This window comes from Methylobacter sp. (genome assembly GCF_023227905.1).
GTDB lineage: Bacteria > Pseudomonadota > Gammaproteobacteria > Methylococcales > Methylomonadaceae > Methylobacter_A.
In genome coordinates this window covers 42,760-65,849 of record NZ_JALOCF010000007.1, presented here as the reverse complement: position 1 = coordinate 65,849, position 23,090 = coordinate 42,760, and the positions used below count along the sequence as shown (strand labels likewise).

At 48.2% G+C, this 23,090-nt stretch carries 20 protein-coding genes; 10 read left to right on the top strand and 10 right to left on the bottom strand.

The genetic code is table 11. From position 1 onward, the window contains the following. Window positions 1–727 precede the first annotated feature (727 nt). From M0R47_RS04745 to M0R47_RS04735, 3 genes are all read left to right on the top strand, one after another. Window positions 728–985 (top strand): hypothetical protein, encoded by a 258-nt coding sequence (locus M0R47_RS04745; protein WP_292551022.1) that lies wholly within the window; start codon window positions 728–730, stop codon window positions 983–985. A gap of 507 nt (window positions 986–1,492) precedes the next feature. Then, window positions 1,493–2,929 carry a glutamate--cysteine ligase gene (locus tag M0R47_RS04740; RefSeq protein ID WP_292551019.1) on the top strand — a complete coding sequence of 479 codons (1,437 nt, stop codon included), beginning with the start codon at window positions 1,493–1,495 and terminating at the stop codon, window positions 2,927–2,929. Next, the gene (locus tag M0R47_RS04735; RefSeq protein WP_366513168.1) at window positions 2,926–3,936 is read left to right on the top strand and encodes a M14 family metallopeptidase; all 1,011 of its coding nucleotides are present in this window, start codon (window positions 2,926–2,928) and stop codon (window positions 3,934–3,936) included. Before M0R47_RS04740 ends, M0R47_RS04735 begins: the two co-directional genes overlap by 4 nt. Before the next feature lie 28 nt (window positions 3,937–3,964). Here the strand turns inward: M0R47_RS04735 and M0R47_RS04730 are convergent, their stop codons facing one another. From M0R47_RS04730 to rnd, 7 genes are all read right to left on the bottom strand, one after another. Next, entirely contained in the window at window positions 3,965–4,921 is a 957-nt protein-coding gene (locus M0R47_RS04730) for a bile acid:sodium symporter family protein (protein ID WP_292551014.1), read from the bottom strand. Window positions 4,922–4,951: 30 nt separating this feature from the next. Next, complete coding sequence (locus M0R47_RS04725) at window positions 4,952–5,512, bottom strand: uridylate kinase (protein ID WP_292551011.1); 561 nt, start codon at window positions 5,510–5,512, stop codon at window positions 4,952–4,954. After that, on the bottom strand, window positions 5,509–5,769 hold the full coding sequence (locus tag M0R47_RS04720; protein ID WP_292551008.1) for a hypothetical protein: 261 nt from the start codon (window positions 5,767–5,769) through the stop codon (window positions 5,509–5,511). The genes M0R47_RS04725 and M0R47_RS04720 overlap by 4 nt, the downstream gene beginning before the upstream one ends. After that, window positions 5,769–7,148: an aminodeoxychorismate synthase component I gene (gene pabB / locus M0R47_RS04715; protein ID WP_292551005.1), complete on the bottom strand. Its 1,380-nt coding sequence runs from the start codon at window positions 7,146–7,148 to the stop codon at window positions 5,769–5,771. The genes M0R47_RS04720 and pabB overlap by 1 nt, the downstream gene beginning before the upstream one ends. 114 nt (window positions 7,149–7,262) lie before the next feature. Then, a complete protein-coding gene (locus M0R47_RS04710) occupies window positions 7,263–8,324 on the bottom strand; it encodes a beta-propeller fold lactonase family protein (RefSeq protein ID WP_292551001.1) in 1,062 nt (353 codons plus the stop codon). A gap of 10 nt (window positions 8,325–8,334) precedes the next feature. Next, window positions 8,335–8,898, bottom strand: a complete 564-nt coding sequence (locus M0R47_RS04705; RefSeq protein WP_292550997.1) for an SRPBCC family protein — start codon at window positions 8,896–8,898, stop codon at window positions 8,335–8,337. A 215-nt stretch (window positions 8,899–9,113) separates the two neighbouring features. After that, window positions 9,114–10,280 (bottom strand): ribonuclease D, encoded by a 1,167-nt coding sequence (gene rnd, locus M0R47_RS04700; RefSeq protein ID WP_292550995.1) that lies wholly within the window; start codon window positions 10,278–10,280, stop codon window positions 9,114–9,116. 65 nt (window positions 10,281–10,345) lie between these two features. Here rnd and M0R47_RS04695 point away from each other — a divergent pair, with 65 nt between their 5' ends. Further along, window positions 10,346–11,011, top strand: coding sequence for an MBL fold metallo-hydrolase (locus M0R47_RS04695; RefSeq protein ID WP_292550992.1), 666 nt, complete (start codon window positions 10,346–10,348; stop codon window positions 11,009–11,011). A 22-nt stretch (window positions 11,012–11,033) separates the two neighbouring features. Here the strand turns inward: M0R47_RS04695 and M0R47_RS04690 are convergent, their stop codons facing one another. The 3 genes from M0R47_RS04690 to lptD are packed head-to-tail and all read right to left on the bottom strand — an operon-like array spanning window position 11,034 to window position 15,734. Beyond that, window positions 11,034–11,480, bottom strand: a complete 447-nt coding sequence (locus M0R47_RS04690; RefSeq protein WP_292550989.1) for a DbpA RNA binding domain-containing protein — start codon at window positions 11,478–11,480, stop codon at window positions 11,034–11,036. A 59-nt stretch (window positions 11,481–11,539) separates the two neighbouring features. Beyond that, window positions 11,540–12,826, bottom strand: a complete 1,287-nt coding sequence (locus M0R47_RS04685; RefSeq protein WP_292550986.1) for a peptidylprolyl isomerase — start codon at window positions 12,824–12,826, stop codon at window positions 11,540–11,542. Between the two features lie 10 nt (window positions 12,827–12,836). After that, entirely contained in the window at window positions 12,837–15,734 is a 2,898-nt protein-coding gene (gene lptD, locus M0R47_RS04680) for an LPS assembly protein LptD (protein WP_292550984.1), read from the bottom strand. 135 nt (window positions 15,735–15,869) lie between these two features. Between lptD and M0R47_RS04675 the strand changes: the two genes are divergently transcribed. From M0R47_RS04675 to M0R47_RS04650, 6 genes are all read left to right on the top strand, one after another. Further along, window positions 15,870–16,904, top strand: coding sequence for a phosphotransferase (locus tag M0R47_RS04675; RefSeq protein ID WP_292550981.1), 1,035 nt, complete (start codon window positions 15,870–15,872; stop codon window positions 16,902–16,904). Next, window positions 16,901–17,572, top strand: a complete 672-nt coding sequence (gene murU, locus M0R47_RS04670) for an N-acetylmuramate alpha-1-phosphate uridylyltransferase MurU (RefSeq protein WP_292550979.1) — start codon at window positions 16,901–16,903, stop codon at window positions 17,570–17,572. Before M0R47_RS04675 ends, murU begins: the two co-directional genes overlap by 4 nt. A gap of 2 nt (window positions 17,573–17,574) precedes the next feature. Next, entirely contained in the window at window positions 17,575–17,787 is a 213-nt protein-coding gene (locus tag M0R47_RS04665) for a dodecin (RefSeq protein ID WP_292551135.1), read from the top strand. Between the two features lie 27 nt (window positions 17,788–17,814). Next, on the top strand, window positions 17,815–18,429 hold the full coding sequence (gene cysC / locus M0R47_RS04660; protein WP_292550977.1) for an adenylyl-sulfate kinase: 615 nt from the start codon (window positions 17,815–17,817) through the stop codon (window positions 18,427–18,429). 3 nt (window positions 18,430–18,432) lie between these two features. Beyond that, complete coding sequence (locus M0R47_RS04655) at window positions 18,433–19,389, top strand: DHH family phosphoesterase (protein ID WP_292550974.1); 957 nt, start codon at window positions 18,433–18,435, stop codon at window positions 19,387–19,389. A gap of 106 nt (window positions 19,390–19,495) precedes the next feature. Further along, entirely contained in the window at window positions 19,496–22,945 is a 3,450-nt protein-coding gene (locus M0R47_RS04650; protein WP_292550972.1) for a hypothetical protein, read from the top strand. Window positions 22,946–23,090: the final 145 nt, after the last annotated feature.

Genomic DNA, 23,090 nt, shown 5'->3' with positions numbered 1-23,090 from the left:
AAACAAGCTGGTCAATTTTTTCATAATCCCCCCGCCTATAGTTAGTTGATGAAAGGAATCTAGTCTAATTTTTAATCATTGTCCAGAGCCGAAGGTTTCAGCATAAGACAAGACGCACCTGCTTTTGGCATCCGTACGCTCTCCGGCCGGCTGCTGAATAGCTTCTTTCAATTAATAACACATTTATCCAGAAACCTTATGTTAAAAGTAATTACGCACGGTATGAGCTTATGTTCCAGAATGGATGTAATAAGCCCTGTAGGGTAACCATTTTTTGGGATTCGGTTTAACGGGAAACTTTGAAAACGGTACGCGATGCGTACCCTACTACTGCGCTAATCGCACCTACGGCCCAGCGAAACGCAACAGAACTTTGGCAGCCGCCAAGGCTGTAAGCCGATTTCGCACAGCAATCCCCACCATGAACGGCGCTTTAAATCTTCCTACTCAGTCTTTTCAAACCGAAATTTTTCTGTTTATCTCCGTTGAATTTTCATGTGGCGGTTTGCTGGAGCGAAACTACCCTACAACACTTCACAGTGCTCAACCTGTAGCAGTTGCTTAGCTTCATTATTCTTTTAATCGCTCCGCATTACCCATAGACTATTGATTTTAATTGATATTTATTTTATTAAAATTGTCATATTTCTGTAATATTAATATGTTAGGCAATCTGGTAATCTCTTAAACGCCAAGATTCACTGATTAACTTACAGAGGTGATCACTATGGATACATTCGATAAAAAAGTAAAAATTTGCGTATTGGCAATTTTTGCTTCGGGTCTTGCAACGCCCGTTTTTGCCGATTCCAGAGGGGATGCTAAAAATAATACTGAAATTAAGTTAGTCGTAGATGATGATATATCGGTCTACGACTACCATTCCGGTTACACAGATACCAATACGTTTTACCGTCTGATAAAACAAAATGACAAAACAACCAGCGAGTCTAAAAACTCGCCTAATGACTCTACTAAACAATAAAACCTATGTTTCAACCATTAATAGATCGTTGCGGACATTGACTTAACTTTATTTGCGAAAGCGCATCAGAGGAGACTTAGCTACACATTAAGCAATTTTTTGTAGCAAAAATACCGATCAGTCCTGTCTTTATAAACGGTTTTATTTTCACACAGTGAATCTTGGCGCTTCAGTGAAAAAATCGAATAATGCCCTGTAGGACACGCATCGCGTACCATTTTTGTGGATTCAAATTAACGGAAACTTTGAAAACTGTACTCGATGCGTACCCTACCTTATAGATTTTTTGAATATCTGTAGCTTAGTAATTTAGCTTAACAATGCAGGAGCAATTGCCGAGGAGCAAAATCTGTCCATGCAGGCAACGCAGGAGCAGATGCCGGTTGCAAATGAAGCCCAATATTTCCGTATTAAACCTATCGCTTGATACCACCCCCAACTGTGATTATCCTGACAGCATAATTTACGCCGTGCTTAAAGCTACGTTTGTTATCCGGGAGAATTATCATGGGTCAAGAAGTTCATACCGAGTTTTACCAACCAGCTGATTTCGAGCTCTTCCGGCAGCGCTTGGCAATAGAAACCCAGCTACTGGAACAATTGATAACGAAAGGCGCATGCTCAGAGCACGGCCCCATTGCCGGTTTTGAAATCGAGGCATGGTTACTGGGTGATGACATGCGCCCTGCGCCATGCAATGCAAGCTATCTATCATCCTTCAACAACCCATTAGCGAGCGCCGAACTGGCCAAATTTAATGTTGAGTTCAATACGCCGCCTATTCCTTTAGCGGGCAATGCGCTGATCCAGCTGAATAATGGTTTGCTCGGCACTTGGCAGCAAGCCGAGCAACATGCCCGAAAAATGCAGCTCCATCTATTGATGATCGGCTCTTTGCCCACGCTTCGGCTGGATGATCTTCATCTTGGCAATTTGTCGGATATGAACCGTTACCGGGCACTCAATGAGCAAATCCTGAAAACACGCAACAGGCCGATTCATCTGGACATTCAAGGCCACGAGCATCTGAGAGTCGATCATCACGACGTGATGCTGGAAGCGGCGGCGACTTCGTTTCAATTGCATTTGCAATGCCCTTTGAGCCTTGCCCATTTTTATTACAATGCCTCAATTCTTGCTTCCGCACCGATGGTCGCTTTATGTGCCAATGCGCCGTTTGTGTTTGGCAAGGACCTATGGCACGACTCGCGGATTCCGATATTTGAACAAGCGGTTGGCATCGGGGGATTGGGTGGCGTAGCGCAAGGGCCGTTATGGCGAGTGGGTTTTGGTTCGGATTTTGCCCGCCATTCCATTTTTGAGTGTTTCGCTGAGAATCTGGCACATTTCCCCATCATACTGCCGGAATGTTTTGATACCGAACCGGAATGTTTTCAATATTTACGCCTGCATAACGGCACAATCTGGCGTTGGAACCGGCCGTTGATCGGTTTTGATGACGACGGCACGCCGCATATCCGCATCGAGCAGCGCACGCCTTCCGCAGGACCGACAGTGATTGACGCCATTGCCAATGCTGCGTTTTTCTATGGCCTTTGCCAAAATCTGTGCGAAGAACTGCAAACACAACAAAGTCCATTGTTAGCTTTTTCTCAAGCCAAGGACAATTTCTACCAAGCTGCCCGCTATGGCTTGGAGGCGCATATTGTCTGGTTTGATGAGCAAAAGCAGCGCTTGCCCAGCCTTTTGAAAAATGAGCTGTTGCCGCGCGCAGCCTTGGGGCTAAAATCGCTGCACATTAATCAACCGGACATCAATCTGTACTTAGACATCATTCGCCAACGGGTTGTGAGCCTGCAAAACGGCAGTATCTGGCAACGCCGTTTTATGCAAAAATACCCAGGCGATTTTGTCGCTTTGACCCGCTGCTATTTAGATAATCAACGCCGTAACCGACCGGTCGGCGAATGGGAAATACCTTGATCAACACTCTTCAACAGTTCACTGACTTGCCTGCGGGTTTGCTTGATAGTTCGGCCGAAAACCTGCATCAATTAATTCCGCAACCTGCGCTTTTCCATCTTCCCGGCAAACGACCCGATACGCTGTTTGTTTCTGTGCTATTGCACGGCAATGAACCGACCGGCTTTTTAGCCCTGCAACGCTTATTGCAAAAATACCATCGGCAAATCTTGCCCCGGCCGGTCAGTTTTTTTTTCGGCAACACCCAGGCGGCGCGCTTGAATTTACGCCGATTGGATGGGCAACCCGATTTCAACCGGGTCTGGCCCGGCACGGCATTACCTGAGTCGCCTGAACGGCAGATCACGGAACAAATCGTCGCGGCCATGCGCCAACGCAAGCTGTTTGCCAGTATCGATATCCATAATAACACCGGCTTGAACCCGCACTATGCCTGCGTAAACAAGCTGGATAACGATTTTTTACAGCTGGGTGCGCTATTCGGGCGGCTACTGGTGCATTTCACCCACCCGAAAGGGACGCAATCCGCGGCTTTCGCTGAGTTTTGTCCGGCCGTGACCTTGGAATGCGGCCGCCCCGGTCAAGAATATGGCACTGAACATGCGTTTGAGCTTCTCGACAGCTGCCTGCATCTGGCGGAAATTCCTTCCCATCGTATTGCCAAACAGGATATCGATATTTATCACACTGCCGCTCAAGTCACAATTGCCGACGATGCCACATTCAGTTTCAGCGAAGAAACTGCCGACCTGTTTTTAAACCATGATTTGGAACGGATGAATTTTACCGACATTTCAGCCGGTACTGTCTTGGGAAAAACCAATCATGGCCGTCTTCCGGTGATTGCCAAGAACGAACAAGGCGAAGATGTGACCAGCCGATTTTTCAGCAACGATGCGCAACAATTGATACTTAACCGCCCGGCTATGCCTTCGATGCTGACCTTAGATGAGCGCGTAATCAGGCAGGATTGCTTATGCTATTTGATGGAACGTATAGAATTATAATTCGGCCGCATCTGCTCAAAGGCGGTATCTACCTTTTTCTACCCCAAACGCCCGCCACCGCGCTACCGATCAGACAATGGAATACCGCCGAAATCGCGGCCGGGACGGGAGCCATCGCCATGTCGGCAAAATGCGTTTTAGCCAGCGCTGCGCCCAATCCACTGTTTTGCATGCCCACTTCGATGGATACTGTGCGGCATTCCGCCTTGCCGTAACCCAGCCATTTCATCACCACATAGCCTAAGGCAAAGCCTGTGGCATGCAGTAGAAAAACTGAACCGAACAATTTCGGCCCGGCCAGCGCTATCGTTATTTTATTACCCGCCACAATACTACTGACCACCAACATAATCACTGTGACGCTGACTAAAGGGCCGACTGTATTGACGACGGCGCGTACGGCATGACGTTTATGCTGCTGGACACGATCCAATGCAGTGTTGATCAACAAGCCAGCTATCAACGGGATCAATACCACTTCAACCATTGAGCGAAACAAGCCCCAACCGTCAACCGGCAAATAGGCGCCCGCCAGCCATTTCGTCAGCAATGGCGTCATGACTACCGCCGCCAATGTGGAACACATCGTCAACAATACGCTCAAAGCCACATTGGCACGTGCCAGATAGCAGATGACATTCGACGCGGTGCCGCCGGGACAGGAACCGACCAATATCAAGCCTATCGCCAAATCCGCTTCCAGATTCAGTGTTTTGGCCCAAAACCAGGCTGCCGAGGGCATGATGATGAACTGCATCAAAACGCCAATGGCGACAATCTTCGGCATGCGCAAGATTTCTGAAAAATCGGCCAGCCGCAGGGTCAGGCCCATGCCTAACATGATCACGCTCAGCCCGATGGTAATGTAAGGCTGAAACCATAGCCAAGCTTGCGGTTGCCACCACGCCCACAAACAACCGATGACAACCCACAACGGGAACCAGTCGGCTATTTTTACGCAGGTTTTTTGCCAGACTTTTAACATGAGTTGCCTTGGATGAATGATACGGCCGGGTTATTCAGCCCAGCTTTGCGCATTAACAATGCGAGTTTTAAACGCAGCTTGCGCGACAAAATCGCAAAAGGCTTCATCGACTATTTGTTGTTCGGCGAGTTGGTGTAAGCTCAGATTGGTATCAATAACAGCCGACTTTATAAGGATCAGTTCGGTTACCGAAAGGGTCTTCGCCAGCCATGCCGCGAGGCTATCCGAGGTTATGTCCCAGCTTGCCTTTATGCCGGCGTTATCAAGTTCGCTTATATCCGGCGACCAGATAACGACTTGTTTCCGGTCTAGCTGAGCTTGAATCGCCCCGACGGTATGAGTAATAACAAAATCCGGCTTGAGCCCTTTAAACATCAAGGCCATTTGCTGCATGGCCAACAAAGCCATGTGGTGCGCGGTATGATCGTCAAATTGCCAGTGTTGTTGCGCCAGCCTGACTTGATCAGCAAACGCGCCGCCGCCGGGGACGATAACCGCCGCCCTGCCCCGATAGTTTTTCTCGACCGCATTCAGGCAATTGATGAGGCTATCCGTGCGGGACAGGCTGCCGCCCAGTTTGATAATAATCATGTTACGTCCATACAGTGAAGTCGCCAAACGCGGTGCTGGAGCATTACTGCCATTAAGTTAAAGTAGTACGCAGGAGTGCAAGCTTCGCCTAATGCGCCTACTTTTGGTGCTTGCTTTACTGTAAAGATATGATGTTCAGGGCTTTGGCAGGCAAAGCCTGCACTCCCGCCTAAATCATTTAGATTTAACTTAATGGCAGTGATGCCGGAGCGTGGGAACAATGCAACAATGTCATCCGTGGCAGTTAAGTTGTGCATTACTTTGCCGTAAATTGCCGCAGCAAATCGAGCATGGCCGCGGCTTTGTCAAAGCTTTCCTGATATTCGTCTTCTGCTACGGAATCATTGACAATGCCGCCGCCCGCCCAGAAACGGATGGTGTTTTCCGAATGCACCAGTGTCCTGATCGCGATATTGGTATCCATGTTGCCGTTGAAACCGATGTAGCCAATAGCCCCGCAATAAACACCGCGCCGGTTGGGCTCGAGCTCCTCGATGATTTCCATGGCCCGGATTTTCGGTGCTCCGGTAATCGACCCGCCCGGAAAGCAACTTTTTAATAAGTCGAGTGCATGCTGGTCATCCGCAAGCACACCGGTTACCGTGCTGACCAGATGATGGACGGTGGCATAGCTTTCTATATCAAACAAAAGTGGTACTTTAACCGAACCGCTCTTGCAGGTTTTACTGATGTCGTTGCGCAGTAAATCAACGATCATCAGGTTTTCGGCCCGATCTTTACTGCTGGCTTCCAGCTCTTTTATCTGCTGCTGGTCTTCGGCATAATCGGATTTTCTTGGCCGTGTGCCTTTAATGGGCTTGGTCTCGACCATGCCGTCAGTGAGCTTTAAGAAACGCTCAGGAGATGAACTTAAAATCTGCACTTCAGGCAGATTGAGATAGCAGCTGAACGGGGCTGCGTTTAATTTGCGCAAAGTTTGGTAGGCTGTCCACGGATCGCCCTCGCACTCTGCAACAAACCGCTGGGCCAGGTTAACCTGATAACAATCGCCTTCCTTGAGATAATGCTTGATCCGGTCAAAGCCGTGAAAATAAGTGTTTTTGTCCATATTGGACTTGATCTCGCCGACGACCTTAAAGGCGTGATAATCCGGTCTGGCCGGCACCTGGCTGAACTGGTTGATCAAACCTTGCCATTTTTGCCGGTCGCAATGCCCTACCAGATAGCTTTCTTGCCGGTGATGATCGACGATGACGGCCCACTCGTATATCCCTACCGCCATTTCGGCGATATGCTCTTCATCTTCGGCCATAGCCGGTAGCGCTTCCAGCCGACGGGCTAAATCATAGGAAAAATAGCCGATGGCTCCGCCGTTGAAAGGCAAATCCTCACTCAGTTTAAAACCTGGAAACTGACGAAGCTGCTGTTTGACCAAATCAAACGGATTTTCAGCTGATTGGGCAGTCACACCGTTGCAGGTTATCTCGGTGATTTCGCCGTGCGTGACCAAAGTACACACCGGCTCAGCCGCAATAATATCGTACCGGCCCTGAGTGCTGGTGGGGAAGCCGCTATCCAGAAAAACAGCCCAAGCTTTATCCGCATAGGCGGAAAATAGTTCCGCACTGTCTGTAAAATAAGGAAGAGCGGCGATAGATTGTTTCGGTGGCGACATTTTTATGAGGAGGCTTGCGATGCGTTGTGCATTAACAATGCTAAATAAAGCGGGATTGCCAAATAGCATAGTAAAAACCTGTCCATGCTATTTGGCTATAAAAATTATTTATTGCTATTTGCCCATGAACTGCCCAAAAGCACGGCTGCCTTCCCCGGCTTTAATGGTATCTATCACTTTCAGGGTTCGGGCATCGATCACCGAAACATTGCCGTCAAACCAGTTCGCCACGTAGACATGCCGATCATTCGGATGGGTGCTGATGCCTTCAGGTTTGGTGCCGACGGTAATCAGGGCGATTTCCTTTAGGGTTTCGGTATCGATTACAGAAACCGAGCCGTCATCCTGGTTGGTCACCAACAGGCGGCTGTCGTTAAGCGCCAGCGCTGTTGCATAAGGCAACATATTGACCTTTACGGTAGCAATGGGCTTCATCCTTGCCGTTTCGACAACCGTGACATCATCGCTTTTTACGTTGGCGACATAAATGCGCTCGCCTCGGCCATCAATGGTGAGTCCGAACGGATGCGTGCCAACCTGAGCGGCTTGTTTGACCGTCAAGGTGTTCAGGTCGATTTTGGAAACTGAATTGCTGATCCGGTTGGCGACATATAACCAGCGATTATCAGGACTGACAACCAAGCCGGACGGTGATTCGCCGACACCGATCGTTTTAACGATCTGTAGACTGTCCGCATCAATCGCCGAGACGGTATTCTTATACCAGTCCGCCACATAAATCCGCTTGCCGTCCGGCGCCACAGTAATACCTAGCGTACCGTCATTGACAGTAACCTTGGCAATGACTGCGTGCTTTTTTGTATCGACAACGGCGAAACCTTTGGCTTCCGGCGTACTGACATAAACTTTATTGCCGTCAGGTGCAACTGCAATCCCGGCCGGTTTGCCCGGAACAGCAATGGTCTCAACGACACTGCCTGTTGCTGTATCGATAACAGAGACGCTATCGTCCAGTTGATTACTGATATAAGCAGTCGGCTGGGCCGCAAGCGGTGTAGATAAAAAGACTGTAGCGATGAAAATCGCTACAGCCTTATCGCCAAGGATGGTGTGTATGCCACTAGCCAGTCGGGAACTGGCGTGGCGATCGCCAAGGACGGTGTGTATGCCACGCACCAGCCGGGAGTTGGCGTGGCGATAGTTCGCAAGGAACATTTGCTAAGCCTTACTTTTCAGCCAGTTTTTTCAGGTTGAGCAAGCCAGTTTCCAAAACAGCTTTGACTGCTGTATTTGCGGCTTCTTCGTTCATTTCTTCCGGCGGATTGTTATTCATGTAAGCGCGGTAATAACCTGCTTTCCAAACTACTTCGGTTTTACCGCCTTTATCGGCTAATTCAATGCTTGCTGCGTAGTCATTTACAGGTAACGCAGGAACTTTTTCTTCAGCACCGGCATGAGTAATAGATTTAGATGAGCTCATGTCAGTGATTTTATAAGCGTAAGACATTTTAGCTTCGTCGTACTTTTTCAATTCTTCGGTAAGTGTGCCGCCATCTTTCAAGGTTAAAACGCGAACCGCACCTTTGGTATTGTCGCCTTTAACTGTGGTATTCATAATGCTGGGATGCCAAGACATATCGCCGAAATTCTTAATAATCTCCCAAACTTTTGCAGCAGGTGCATCAATGGTGATTTTTTCTTCGGCTTTTTGACGCACAGGACCGTGAGCATTGGCTACTGAGGCAAACAAGACCAGTAAGGCCGAAACAAACAAAATAATTTTTTTCATATTAACTTTTCCTTATGGGAACATAAAAATTAAAACGCGCATTATATGACAACCGGCCGCTGCAAGCATCAGCCTTGCCAACTTAAAATACACTATCGGAAAAATACCGCCAACAATTGCCGCTTTTTTGATCGTCATTAACGACCCGTGACGGTTAACGATAAGGTTTTCTTAAAACAGAGTTCTGCTTAAATACGATGTTCTCGAAGCTGTGCTTACGCCGGGGATTTATTTTCAATAATGGCCAATCGGTCAGCTTGAATCCCGAGCAGCAATTCCCCTTTTAACAAACCCACCAATTCCCTGCCGGCCATTTCATAACGCCAACCGTGCAGCAGCGGGCACTCGTCATCGTCATTGAACAACAACACTTCCAAATCCTTACGTGTCGCAAGAATAACCGGATTTAACAAGTTTTCTTCTGCACGAATTCTGACCAGCGCCGTTAAAATATCCAGTATCGCTTCCTGCTGCTGAGTTTTTTTGGCGGGTCGACCTGTTTCATTCAAAGGTAGCGGCGCGCGATTTTTGGCAGCCGTAATTAGCTGGCATAATTCATTGCCATAACGATTAACCACGCGCTCGTTAATGCCGCGAACATTGGCTAGTTCAGTTGTCGTTTCCGGTTGCAGCTTGGCTATATCGAACAGCAATTCATCGCGCAGCAGCCAGCTTTTGGGACGATCTTCAGTCTGTGCGGTTCTTTCCCGCCATTCAGCCAACGCTTGCACGATTGATAATTGCCTGCCGGTCAACTTGTTTTTGCCTTTAATTTTCAACCACGCTTTTTCAGGCCTGACCTGATAAATTTCCGGATTTGCCAGTTCGGCAAAATCACGCTCAAGCCAATCGATCCTGCCCAGTTCGGCTAACTTCTGCAACATCATTTGATAAATTTTGCACAGATAAATCACATCATCCGCGGCATATTGGATTTCCGCAGTGATCAGCGGCCGCTTGCTCCAGTCTGCCCGGGTATGCGCCTTGTTTAAATTCACGTTCAACAGGTTGGAAACCAGCATCGCGTAACCCGGATTCTCCTGAAAACCCAATAACGGTGCGGCGATTTGAGTATCAAAAAGTGGCTCGGGCACTTTTCCGGTCAGCTGAAAAAATATCTCCAAGTCCTGCCGGCAAGAGTGAAATACTTTTACGATAGATGGGCTATAGATGGCATCAAAGAGAATGTCCAGCGATGGCAGGGCGATAGGGTCAATGCAGGCTACCCATTCCGGCGTGGCTATTTGCAGCAGGCAAAACTTTGGGTAATAAGTTTTCTCCCGTAAAAACTCCGTATCAAGAGCCAACCAAGGTTCTTTCTTAATCTGTTCACATAATTCAGTTAGCTGATCTGGGGTATTTATATATTGGATGTTTGTCATAGTGTAAAACGAGCAGTTATTAACATACCGTAAAACATACGTTTTGCGGCTGGTGGTGATTTTTAATGATAAAATTTGATTTTTGTCTTCACTTAGCCATGCGATTTTGTATTATTCCTGTTACTTCTTACCAACAGAACTGTTCTTTGCTGATTTGCGAACAGTCCCATAAAGCTGCCATTGTTGATCCCGGCGGCGATATCGATCTGATTTTAAAAGCCATTGCCCGGGAAAAGGTATCGCCCGAATCCATCTTGATTACCCACGGACATCTTGATCACATCGGCGCCACTGCGGAGTTGTCGGCCCTGCTTTCGATCCCCGTTATAGGCCCGCATCAGGACGACCAATTCTGGATTGACGCCATTCCTGAACAATGCCGGACTTTTCGTTTCCCCGCCTGCAAATCGTTTACACCGTCCCGCTGGCTAAATCAGGGCGATATTATTAAGGTTGGCGAGGAAATACTGGAAGTCTTTCACTGCCCTGGTCATACGCCGGGGCATGTGGTTTTTGTTCACCGCGACACAAAACTGGCCATAGTCGGCGACGTGCTATTTAAAGGATCAATTGGCCGAACCGATTTGCCAAAAGGGGATTTCAATACATTGATTAATTCGATTAAAAATAATTTATGGCCTTTGGGTGAGCAATTCACCTTTATTCCGGGCCACGGCCCACTGTCCACTTTTGGAGAAGAAATGCGCAGCAATCCCTACGTCAGGGTTTAATCCTTATAGTTGGTTACTCAGTTCAACCGCCACTGGTTTGATCAGTGTCGCTATTAGATTGAGAAGCGCGCTTTTTTCCACGTCGGCCATAATTGTGGCGTTTCTTGTTGCGAGCCTTGACCCGTTTTATATCCAGTTTACGCTGCTTAATTTCTACCGCTTTTAAATGCAGAAAAATATCCTGTGGCATTTCATCGGGCAGTTCAACAAGTGTGTAATCACCTTGAATATTAATATTGTTGATATTGTTTTTGTCGACGCCTGACTCTTCAATCAATATTTTTTTAAGCTCTTCCGACGTAACCTGATGCTTACTTCCCACATCCAACCGATAGCGAACCATTTTAATGCTTGGTGGGGCTATAACCGCTTCTGCATTGTCCAAAGCGCTTGCTGTTGGTGCTTTGGGCAACCGTTTCCTGCGTTGCTCTGCCTTTCCCCTCATTAGCGCCATAGCTCCTGTATCCATGCAACCCTATTATTTATTGCTGATCATTCCGATAACGAAAGACTAATTAAGACGCTGTTTCAAAGTCGATCCTGGTAAATTTCCACAAAAGCTTCGTCGCGCAATCTGCGTATCCAGAGCTCCGTTTCTTCTTCGATCTTACGCTTACGGATAGCCTCTCTTACCAGGTTCTTTTTGAACTCACTACTGTCGTCCTTATTTTCCCGGCCCAAAACCTGAATAACGTGCCAGCCAAACTGCGTTTGTACAGGCTCGCTCACTTCGTTGATACCGAGTTTTGTCATGGCGTCTTCAAACGGCTTAACCAGATCGCCAGGCCCCACCCAATCAAGCGAACCGCCTTTTAATGCCGAACCTTTGTCATCGGAGTGCGCCCGTGCCAATGCAGCAAAATCATCGCCATCGGCAATACGGGCTTTTAATGCGTACAGACGTTTTTTTGCTTCGGCATCATCAACCAGTTCATTGGTTTTTACTAAAATATGCCGAACTTTGGTTTTAACAATCATGTGATTGTCGGTGCCCTTTAGCTCTAGCATCTTAATAATATGAAAACCGCTCGGACTGCGTATCGGGTCAGACACATCGCCCTGCCTCATCTGAGCAATGACATTAATAAACAAGGTAGGCATTGCGCTCATGGTGCGCCAACCCAGATCTCCGCCTTTTAGGGCATTCGCATCATCTGAATCGCTTATGGCTGTCTGAGTAAAATCCTGTCCTTCTCGCAGTTTCCGGACAAGATCATCGGCTTTACCCATTGCTTTTTGTATTTCTGTCGATGATGCGCCTTCTTTAACCGCAATTAATATATGCCCCAAATGATACTGCGTAGACTCTTCGCCGATTTTATCCTGGGTTTCCATATAGTGCTCAACCTCTCGGTCGGTCACCTTGACACGTCCACCTATCTCTCTGCCGCGTAATTGGTTAATAACGATCTCATTACGTATATTATCCAAAAAGCTTTGATAGCTAATGCCCTGACTCTCCAACTCCGACCTGAATTGCTCCAGATCCATATTATTTCTTCGGGCTATATCTGCGGCCGAACTATTAAGCATTTCTTCGTTGACATTAATCCCGGCTTTTTCAGCTAACTGCCGCTGGAGTTTATCGACGATCATTTTCTCCAGTACTTGCTTGCGCAGTACATAGATAGGCGGAACTGCGGCGTTACTTTGCTGTATTCTTTGTTCAATAGCGGCCACTTCTTTTTGCAATTCACGCTCAAGAATAACGTCCTCTTCAACCACCGCGATGATAGTATCGAGAACTTCCGCGTGTACTAAAAAGCTGCCGAACAATAAATTACACAACAGCACGATTACAATGGTTCTTTTCATGTTTATTTGCTTAATCATTTCTATCTTTCGGTGCTTGATAACCATAAATTTGCTGCTCAAAAAACTCGTCCAGTTTTTCCCCAATACCGGTCAAACTCTTAAGTTCTATCTGAAAAAATACGCCTGTCTGGCTTATACCAGTAGCATCAATCGCAAGGGAATTTTGGATATTTGGGTTTGTATTAAGGTTGATGCTGTTAATCCAGCGCCGCCCGATAACACGGAAACGCCAGCAACAATTTTCCTTTTCCACGCCAAAGAAGCTCTCCTGAGTTGAATTATTCAGCAACGAATACGTCCAGCGCCCTACCGCAGACCAATCGTTATAAACAGGCCAGTGAAAGCTAACATCACTTTGAATAATGTCAAAAGTTCTCGCCCCGCTTAAATCCGGATAAATTGTATTTTTCCTATATCGATAGCCCAGATTAACAATCTCACCGGGCTGATCCATATAATGCAGCATAGCGTGGTGCCTGACAAAATCATTCAGATGCGGATTCCATTGCGTCCCGGAACTCAGCGAAACATGATCCGTCAAGCCCGCGCCCAGTTCGGCTACCAAATTTGAGAACTGATCGGTATCTGGAAAATAGCCCGGTAAAGTTTCCTGATAACCTGGATAAATAACTTTTCTATCCCGAAAATAAACAATTTCACCCACACTGAGCTTTAGCTTTTCCTTACCGGTCTTATCATCTATCAAGCGTGTTGTTAAGGCTGCCGTAAGCTGATTAGCATCCCCTACTCTATCCTGTCCGCTGAAGCGGTTTTCCAAAAACATACTATTAAATGAAAAATCATTTGGCGCAGTATCGAATATGGGAATATCGTCTTGATTAGTATTGGGAACATACAAATAAAACAATCTGGGCTCAAGAGTATGCAGGTAAGATTTATTGAAAATATTGACATTCTTTTCCATAAACAAACCGGTATCCGCCGAAAAGATTGGCAGGGTTCTTGATATGTCATCCGGGGCTAATGTAGCACCGCCTTTTGGATTGCTAAGAAAATACTGGGTATGCTGTAAGGAAAGACTAGGTGTTAAAAAAGCGCTGGCGGTTTGCAGCGGAAAATTGACTGTTGGTCTAACATTGGTTCGTTGTCCATTCACTATCGCATCATGCTGAAAATAGACATACTCAGCGCCCATCAATGCATTCAGCGGCATAAAATCGAATGAACGATTCAAGTTCAAATTTACCTGCGGCAATCTTCGGTATGGCAAACCCGCATCTGTAATCGCTTTATCAATCGATTGATAGTTGTCAACATGGCCTCTTAATGAAATCCCTGTATTTGCATAAGTATTTGCATAACCAAGGTTAGCCTGACTTACAAGATAACTGCTGTAAGTAGTCGTGCTAAGCGCATTGCCTAGATCCTGGAAATATTCATTATCCGACACATAGTTCAAATCCAGATCCGAACTGATATGCGGCGTAAATTGACTGGTATTCTTAATGCCAGCGAAATACCGGGCCTTATCACGAAGACTGTCATTAGGCATAAACTCCAGATCCGCACGCCCTGCAGTCATCTCCGTCAAATAACGGAAACTCCCGCCCAATAGAGCGCCCCTTTTTGAGAGATATCGCGGACGTAAAGTCGCATCATAATTAGGCGCTATATTCCAGTAGTAAGGTGCTGTTAAACTAAATCCGCCCCGTTGCGTATTACCGAATGAAGGCGCTAGAAAACCGGAAAGCCGCCTGTCGTCAATCGGGAAAGAAAGATAAGGCGAATAGAACACAGGCGTGCCTTTAAACTCAAGCCAGGTATTTTTGGCCGCGCCTTGACCAGTGGTCTTATTCATCTTCAGCTCAGACGCATGCACAACCCAATCCTGATTACCGGGACGGCAGCTGGTATAGGCCACATCTTTATACCGGGACAAGGCGCTGCTATCCCGATAAATCGTACTTGCTCTGCCCCTGATCGGCGTAGCAGGGGCAATAAACAGCGCGTTCCTCAGCTTAGCCTTATCGGATGCCAGGTTCAGAGACGCCGACTCACTGTGCAGCGCCAATTCATCTTCACTGTAATAAACACTGCCTTGTAAATCCAGAGTTCCCGAAACGGTGTCATAATTGGCCTTCTTAGAAACTGAGCGCTGATCTGCGCGAATCATTTCAACATTGCCGGTATAACTGTAGATTTCATTGTCGAATATTTCCGCATAATCGGCATCGATATCCAGAGGAGACACATCTCTTAAATCCCTTTCAGGCACAAATCCAGGTTTTTGAGCGCCGGGTGCCATGCAATTTTGCCAAGGATCGTATTTCAATTGTGATTTCAGGTTGTTAAAAGTTAGCTCTTCATTATGATCAAACGCCGGGGTCAGTAAACTTATGCCGGACCCGGCCGTCTCAACAGCTCGCGCCTGTCCCTTAGGATCGGCGCCAACCAACTTGCAATCCCAGTTTTTATCTGCGTTTTTAGCGTCGCAGGTCCAGCCTGGGCGATTAGCTTCAGTTTGAAGTGTTTTTTTAGAATTGGAAACAGCCAAAGGTTGATCGATTGGCTTAGTCTCCACACTGACTTGGCTTGTGTCTTTATCAGCCTTAGTGCTGACAGGAAGCTTGGGTGCATCGACTTCCATCTCGGCCTTCTCGACAGGAACGGACAGCGGCTCGACATTCTCAGCAGCATCGCGCGCAGGCTCTGCTAAAACAGGTTGAGGGCTTTCAACAGCCTCTGTGGGTACTGACTGTGTATCTTTAGCAGACGCAGGACTGACAGAAGTCGGCTCGGCACTGGTTTTCTCCAAAGGTTTTTTTTCACCGACACAAACCCACTCTTTACTATCTTTATTTTGCGTACAATTCCAAAGTGCCTCATTGGCATTGCTAACAGATGTATAAAGAGAAGGTAAAAAAAACAGTAATAAGCGGCGGCGCATAGGTGATATCAAGTTTAGTAGCGTAGAGAATCGTAAATCGAATAAAATGCCGGACGCTAATTTTACCTTACTACCCCTACATTATACTAATCTATCCTAAACATGATGATGCCTGAAGACTTAAGAACGATATCAATGTTCGATTGGCTTGAAAACGATTTATTGTTCACCATCGCTGCATGCGCTCCCGCCTCCAGCGATGCCAGCTTTCGTCGTTACTTTAGAGTCAGCACGTCAGGCGGTTGCATGAATGCAGGAAGAATAGCCTCAGATCAACTCAGTGAACAATCGCTGGCGGCCGCTGGGCAACAGTTTATTGTCATGGATGCCCCCCCGGCCAAAGAAAATATCGAGCCTTTCATTAGAATCGCCAAGCTACTAACGCAGCATCAAATCAACGTTCCGACTATTTTCCAACAAAACCTGACTGACGGATTTTTATTGCTGGAGGATTTTGGTAACCAGTGTTTTCTGGACCAACTTAATGAAACCACTGTCGACGAGTTATATCAAACCGCTTTAGATAGTTTATTCAAACTGCAAACCCAAGTCTCTGTACAAAACGCCGGATTGCCCAGCTATGATGAAGCGCTCCTGCACAGAGAGCTGGCTATTTTTGACGAGTGGTTTTTAACCGAGTTACTGGATGTTCAAATTCCCATCTCGGTTTGGGAGAGAGTCCGTACCCTTCTTACGGCATCGGCGCTGGAACAGCCCCACGCCTTCGTCCATCGAGATTACCACTCGCGCAACCTGATGGTATTAGCCAGCGACTCGCCAGGAATCATCGATTTTCAGGATGCTGTTATCGGCCCCATTACCTATGATCTGGTGTCATTATTGCGCGATTGTTATATAGACTGGCCTGAGCAACAGGTTGAGCAATGGCGACTGAACTATTTTGAGCGACTCCGGCAAGCTGGCCTCATTACTTGCAGCCCGGCCCAATTTAAACGCTGGTTTGACCTGATGGGCATGCAGCGCCACCTTAAAGCCATTGGCATTTTCTCCCGCTTGCACTTGAGAGACGGCAAGTCCAACTACCTTGCCGACATACCGCGCACCCTGAACTATGTCACTACCGTTTGCGCGGCTTACCCTGAACTTGCCGAGTTCAATGCTTTCCTGCAAGAACAGGTGTTACCTGCACTGAGCTTGGCCGAAGTATGAAAGCGATGATATTAGCGGCAGGGCGCGGCGAAAGAATGCGACCGCTAACCGACCATACCCCCAAACCCTTGCTTACCGCCGCAGGCAAGCCGCTGATCGAACACACCATCGGACAATTGGTCGCGGCCGGCTTTAATGAGATAGTCATCAATCATGCCCATTTGGGCTTGCAAATAGAACAGCGGCTCGGCAACGGCAACCAGTTTGGCGCAACCATCAGCTATTCGCCCGAAGGCGAGCAAGCGCTGGAAACAGCCGGCGGCATTATTAACGCTTTACATTTATTAGGCGATGAGGTGTTTTTGGTGGTCAATGGCGATATAGCCACGGACTTTCCTTTCGCCGAACTCAAAAGCCAGACTGTCGATTTGGCTCATCTGATCCTGGTCGATAATCCCGCGCATCATCCTGAGGGCGATTTCGGCCTGGATAAGTCGGGATTAGTCGTTGCAAACAACACCGAGCAATTCACATTCAGCGGCATCGGACTGTATCGTCCCGAACTTTTTAACGACATTCCCTCAGGACCTTGTAAACTGGGACCGCTGTTACGCCAAGCCATAGCAGACGGCCGGGTTTCAGGACAAAAAATGGACGGATTCTGGATGGACATAGGCACGCCTGAACGTTTGCAAGAGCTGGATTTTTATTACACTCACCAGAGGTAACGATTATGCCTAACCACGTTTATAAAAAAATAGAACTGACCGGCTCATCCGCCACCGGCATACAAGAAGCTATCGAAAATGCCGTCAGCAAGGCCGGAGAAAGCAACGATAATTTGCGCTGGTTTGAAGTCGTCGAAACTCGAGGCCATATAGAAAACGGTAAAGTCGCGCACTGGCAAGTCACCGTTAAAATCGGTGTGACTCTCACAGAATAAGCTCGCTATCTTTAATTCCTCGTGAATATGCCGAACAAAAGCCTCCATACTGTATGGCACCGTGCCACCATCACTCGACAGCGCCGCGAACAAAAAAATGCGCATAAATCAGTAGTCCTTTGGTTTACCGGCCTATCCGGTTCCGGAAAATCAACGCTGGCTCATACAGTGGAAGAACAACTATTTCTAAGCGGCTTGAGTACTTTTGTCCTGGATGGCGACAATGTACGCCACGGCTTATGTAACGATCTGGGCTTTAGCGATACAGACCGCAAGGAAAACATCCGCCGCATCAGTGAAACAGCCAAACTACTGCTGGAAGCGGGCGTGATAACGCTTACCGCGTTTATCTCACCGTTTAAAGCGGAACGCGCCACAGCTAGAAACCTAATGCCGAATGGCGATTTTATCGAGATTTATTGCTTTTGCCCGTTACCGGTTTGTGAACGACGGGATGTGAAAGGGTTGTACAAAAAAGCGCGACTGGGCGAAATAAAGGACTTTACCGGCATTTCCTCGCCTTACGAAGAACCGGAAAACCCGGAGTTAATAATTAACACCAGCCAATTTACGCTCGAAGAAAGTGCGCAGCTGGTCATATCGCTGTTACGCGATCGAAACATTCTGTCCGCAGTGGAATAAACCATGCACTTCGATGTCTTCAATGGCGACGCTGACGGCATTTGCGCCCTAATTCAACTGCGCCTGGATAGACCGCTGGCATCAAATCTCATTACCGGCATTAAACGCGATATCCAATTGCTGGATAAATTCAACGTAAGCTCAGGCGATTACGTCACCGTACTGGATATTTCCCTGCAAAAAAACAGCGCACGGCTTAATGAGTTTTTACGCCAAGGAGCTCATATTTTTTATGTCGACCACCATCAGCCCGGCGATATTCCCAAGCATCCTCGTCTAAAAACCCTGATTAACACCGACAGCGCGGTCTGCACCAGCCTGCTCGTTAATCAGCACCTGAATGGCAAATACCCGTTATGGGCAATAACCGCAGCCTTTGGCGACAATTTAAATCACAGTGCCGAAAAGCTGGCCGCCTCCCTAAATCTAAGCCAAATAGAACTCGAAACCCTGAAAAATCTTGGCATCTACATCAACTACAACGGCTACGGCAGTTGCATAGCTGACCTGCACTTTGCCCCCGACAAACTGTATCTGGAAATGGCCGGATTCCAATCCCCTTTCGACTTTATCAGCGGCAACCATGACATCTTTACTCAACTGAAACAGGGCTATCAAGAAGACATGGCAAATGCTCAACGCCTTGCCCCGGAATACCAAAGCGACGCAGTCGCCGTATTCATCCTGCCCGACACCATCTGGGCAAGACGCGTTAACGGCGTCTTCGGAAATTTCCTGGCCAACCATGCTCCAACCAGAGCACATGCCGTAATCACTCGTAATAAAGACCATGATTACCAGGTTAGTGTCAGAGCGCCGCTAATCAATCAAACCGGCGCAGACCAATTATGTTCGGCCTTTCCAACCGGCGGTGGACGTAAAGCTGCTGCCGGCATCAATCACTTGCCCGCCGACAAGCTAAATAGTTTCATTAAAAAGTTTGAGGCTTTTTATTCGTGAGTAACTGTTACAATGCCATCCATTTACTTGACCGATTGCTTTTTAAATAACCATCCTAATAAACATTAGCCTTATCCGCCAACCACGACCGCCGGAATCCACACGAATGAACTCAGATAACAATAATAAATCATCCGCCCCGAATCGACTGGAACAATTACAGCACATCAACCTCCAACTTGCGGCACTGGGCCAGCCGACTTGCGAAGTGGAAAACGATCCGCAATACCTCAAGATTGCCGGCGGTTTGTTAAAAACCTATTCCCAGCAACGCCGCCTGCTGGCGTTGGCTAAATACCGTTGTCCGGCCGACCAGCGGATACAGGATTTCCTTAACACGTACCTGACTGAAAACGGCATAGATTCTCCGATCCGCTTGCCGGGCGAAACCTTTGTGCTGGAGCAAAAAGGACTGGCTCGGGAATTATCCCTGCCCTTTCAGCATAACGAATTCCATTCGCCTTATATCGATTCCTACCGGATTCAGCAAGGCGTGTTGCATAACCCCAAAAATGACCGGCGCACCACCAAAGGCGTGTTTCACATTGCCGCCGGCGGCCTTCCGGTTCCGGCCGATAAAAGCGAAGTGCCGGTGCAGGCTTACGCGGCTCTGCTCCATGCAGCCTTAACGCCTCCCGACGACCTTTTATCCCTGCCCTTTACCAGCGCCCAGGCAAACACAGCCAAACTCTGGGTGTCATCGTTACTTAGACCAATCGTATGCCCGGAAATTTCCGCATCGATGCCGGTCAAGACCATGGAAGTCCGGTTTTTCGCTCCCGGCGGACTGGTCGCCAACCTGGATTTTGTCGAATCCATTTTCGGCAATGCAGGCGATCCGTTCCTGCCCGAAAACGATGCCGCGCTGGATATCGACCACTGGACCGGCCATACCGGCTGTATCATTCTTGCCTCTCACCTGGTTCATTGCCGGAAAAAAGACCTCGGCCTGCCGCATTACGGCGACGCCACCGAGCGCCAGCGCAAAGACGGCATGTGCTGGCAAAATGCGGATGAGCTGTACAATAACGGCCAGCCTTTTAAGCTGGTGTGCCGCGACATGCAGGGGGTGATTGTCACCATTATCGCCGACAACTATTTCGGCTATAGCAAGAAGGAAATCAAGTCCCATATCAGCTACTCAGCCAACCTGTACGGCGGCGCTGAAGAAGAGCACTCCGGCGGCGCGCTGGCCTTCCCGCGAGTTATCCTCGGCGAAATCTTTTTGCCGCATACTTCATACATCGGCGAGCATTACTCTTTCGACAGAGTCTGCCGCCAGCTGTCGCCGGTCATAGAGACCAAAGACGAAGGCTATGCGGTCGACAGGAACTATCCCGACATTATTTATATTCCCAATACGGCGAAGTTCAACATTCCGCAGCAGCAAGTCAGCTGGACGCATAACCGGCAGACGCACTCGCTCAAATTACTGTTCGGCAACACCTACGTCTATCCCAACGGCTTTAAAATCCACATGGAACGCCACCCGACCGCCCCTAGCTGGCGCTTGATCGGCACCCATCAGGAAGGCACTTTCTGCCACAAGCCGAGCACCGTATCCGGCGGTGGCAAATCGGAGATTTCCAAATCGATTGCCGGAGCCATCATTTTCGGCCCTGTTTTTGTCGATCATTTCGATAAGGACATGGATATAGTCACCGCCATATTCGAACACGATTATTCAACCCGGTTCCGCGATCCGGCTTTGCATGGCCTCGACCGTCGCCCTCTGCTCAGCAACGAACGCACGCTGGGTTCGGTCATCAAACTGCTGACGCCGTCCGAAACCGAATTTTCGGACGCCCATAACCAGTGGCTGGCGACCATACCCCAGCATATCCTGGCGGTAGCACTGATGATCAAACGTTTTTACAAGGAAGAATGGGGGCATGACTGGAAGAAATATTTCTCCGTCGACATGGTCAACAGTCATCCCGGCAACGAACTGAAATTCCAGGGCCGCAAACTGATCGCCAGTTACCTGCGCGTAGGCTTCGACGAAAAAGGCGCATGGCGGGTGTTCAAACTGCGCCAGGATTTTATCGCCTCGGCCAAGGTCCAACTGGAAGACGACATTTCCGCATCTACGGTCGTGCCGGTGCGCTACCTGACCGGACTTAATCCCGATTATAAAAACCCCAGCGTCAAATTGGTCGAAAATTGCGAGCAAAGCTTTTTTCAGCGCCCCGACGATGCGGTACACCGGGGCACCGATTTACAAACCGAACTGGACTTTTCACGCACCGACAATTTTATTTCCAATTTTCAGCCGCTGACCGCAAAAGACGCGCGCGAGTTCATCGAAGACGTGATCCACTTCGACGAGTTCAGCGAGCCGATGCAAGACGTCATTCATCAGGCAGTCAACGGCAAGGAAGGCGAATATTTCGTATCGTCTGCGCACCCTCGACTGGTGGACGGCAAACCCAGCCAGAACGTCCGTTACTTACAGCTTCGTCCCGACATCGCTAACCCCAAAATGCGTTATATTGCGGAGCTTTCCACCCGCCTGGCTCGAGGACTTGATGCCGACCAGACCGTTTATTTCCCGGTTAACGAAGTATTGACCGGACGGCGCAACAACCCAGCCGACCTTGAGTCAGGCATCCGCCCGCTGGCTATTTATAATCCTATCCATTACCAGGAATTGCCTGAGCTGTTTATGGATTTTATTTGCAGCCTGACCGGAAAATCGCCGTCCACCACCGGCGCAGGTTCTGAGGGCGCATTAACCAAAGGTCCGTTCAATGCCGTATCGGCTACCGCCGACCTGAACACCGCCCTGGTTTCCTTTATCCTGTGCGGCTACGATGGCTATTCCACAGCTGCGGGTTACATAGGTTCCAAGCGCCGGATCGATCATGATATTAGTTTGCTGATTCCTGAAATCTGGTCACGCCTGCCGGTCACCCAGCGCGACCCGCAGTACCTGATTGAAAAAGGACAGCTGGAGAAACTGGAAGATTTTGAATACGAGGGACGCACCGTCTTTCAAAGTCGGTTGGGCTATCGTATTACCGAACGCTTCGTACATACCAATTTCGGCAAAGTGTTCGATTACCCGACGGCGGTATTTGACGAAGCCATGTTGAAGCCGGAAACACAGGATCTGGCCAGCTATGTAGACGGCATCGACAATGTCTATGAAGCGCAGCAACGGGTCGCGCAACTGTACTTCCAGGACGGTTCCATCAATGATGCCTGTCCGCCGCTGAAAGCGCTGCTGCATATCATGGCCGAAGGCCAGCATGAAGGTAAAACCGTCAGCGACCCGGCTATTCGCGCGATGTTCACCCGCGACTACTTACTGCAAAGCGACTGGTATCAACAGCGCCTTGAAATCAAACAGCAACGCGACATTGCGCTTTGGCAACAACACAAAACTTATATCCAGCAGCAATTGAGTAAAACGGAACATGACGATTCGGCCAGCCGCAATGAGTTAAACTTAAAACTCGAAGCAACTGAGCGCATGCTGGATGAGATCAACAGCCTGACTTATCTGCAAGATCTGCAAGGAACTTTAGGTGCGGATTGGGTGCATCAATCGTAAAGACTCTTTTAAAACGCAAGCCCAATTCATCAATTTTATGAGTTTTCTTCAACAGGAAACTTTACTTTTTTAGCTTTCATCATGCCATGGATGGCGTGTAAAAGTTTATGCCTTGCAAGTTGATTTTCTTCAAACCATTACCTTT

Excerpts from the sequence above, each read along its gene's own strand:
- M0R47_RS04745 (WP_292551022.1), top strand. The coding sequence starts at position 728 with ATGGATACATTCGATAAAAAAGTAAAAATTTGCGTATTGGCAATTTTT.
- M0R47_RS04740 (WP_292551019.1), top strand. The coding sequence starts at position 1,493 with ATGGGTCAAGAAGTTCATACCGAGTTTTACCAACCAGCTGATTTCGAG.
- M0R47_RS04730 (WP_292551014.1), bottom strand. The coding sequence starts at position 4,921 with ATGTTAAAAGTCTGGCAAAAAACCTGCGTAAAAATAGCCGACTGGTTC.
- M0R47_RS04725 (WP_292551011.1), bottom strand. The coding sequence starts at position 5,512 with ATGATTATTATCAAACTGGGCGGCAGCCTGTCCCGCACGGATAGCCTC.
- M0R47_RS04720 (WP_292551008.1), bottom strand. The coding sequence starts at position 5,769 with ATGCACAACTTAACTGCCACGGATGACATTGTTGCATTGTTCCCACGC.
- pabB (WP_292551005.1), bottom strand. The coding sequence starts at position 7,148 with ATGTCGCCACCGAAACAATCTATCGCCGCTCTTCCTTATTTTACAGAC.
- M0R47_RS04710 (WP_292551001.1), bottom strand. The coding sequence starts at position 8,324 with ATGTTCCTTGCGAACTATCGCCACGCCAACTCCCGGCTGGTGCGTGGC.
- M0R47_RS04705 (WP_292550997.1), bottom strand. The coding sequence starts at position 8,898 with ATGAAAAAAATTATTTTGTTTGTTTCGGCCTTACTGGTCTTGTTTGCC.
- rnd (WP_292550995.1), bottom strand. The coding sequence starts at position 10,280 with ATGACAAACATCCAATATATAAATACCCCAGATCAGCTAACTGAATTA.
- M0R47_RS04695 (WP_292550992.1), top strand. The coding sequence starts at position 10,346 with ATGATAAAATTTGATTTTTGTCTTCACTTAGCCATGCGATTTTGTATT.
- M0R47_RS04690 (WP_292550989.1), bottom strand. The coding sequence starts at position 11,480 with ATGGATACAGGAGCTATGGCGCTAATGAGGGGAAAGGCAGAGCAACGC.
- M0R47_RS04685 (WP_292550986.1), bottom strand. The coding sequence starts at position 12,826 with ATGAAAAGAACCATTGTAATCGTGCTGTTGTGTAATTTATTGTTCGGC.
- lptD (WP_292550984.1), bottom strand. The coding sequence starts at position 15,734 with ATGCGCCGCCGCTTATTACTGTTTTTTTTACCTTCTCTTTATACATCT.
- M0R47_RS04675 (WP_292550981.1), top strand. The coding sequence starts at position 15,870 with ATGTTCGATTGGCTTGAAAACGATTTATTGTTCACCATCGCTGCATGC.
- murU (WP_292550979.1), top strand. The coding sequence starts at position 16,901 with ATGAAAGCGATGATATTAGCGGCAGGGCGCGGCGAAAGAATGCGACCG.
- cysC (WP_292550977.1), top strand. The coding sequence starts at position 17,815 with ATGCCGAACAAAAGCCTCCATACTGTATGGCACCGTGCCACCATCACT.
- M0R47_RS04655 (WP_292550974.1), top strand. The coding sequence starts at position 18,433 with ATGCACTTCGATGTCTTCAATGGCGACGCTGACGGCATTTGCGCCCTA.
- M0R47_RS04650 (WP_292550972.1), top strand. The coding sequence starts at position 19,496 with ATGAACTCAGATAACAATAATAAATCATCCGCCCCGAATCGACTGGAA.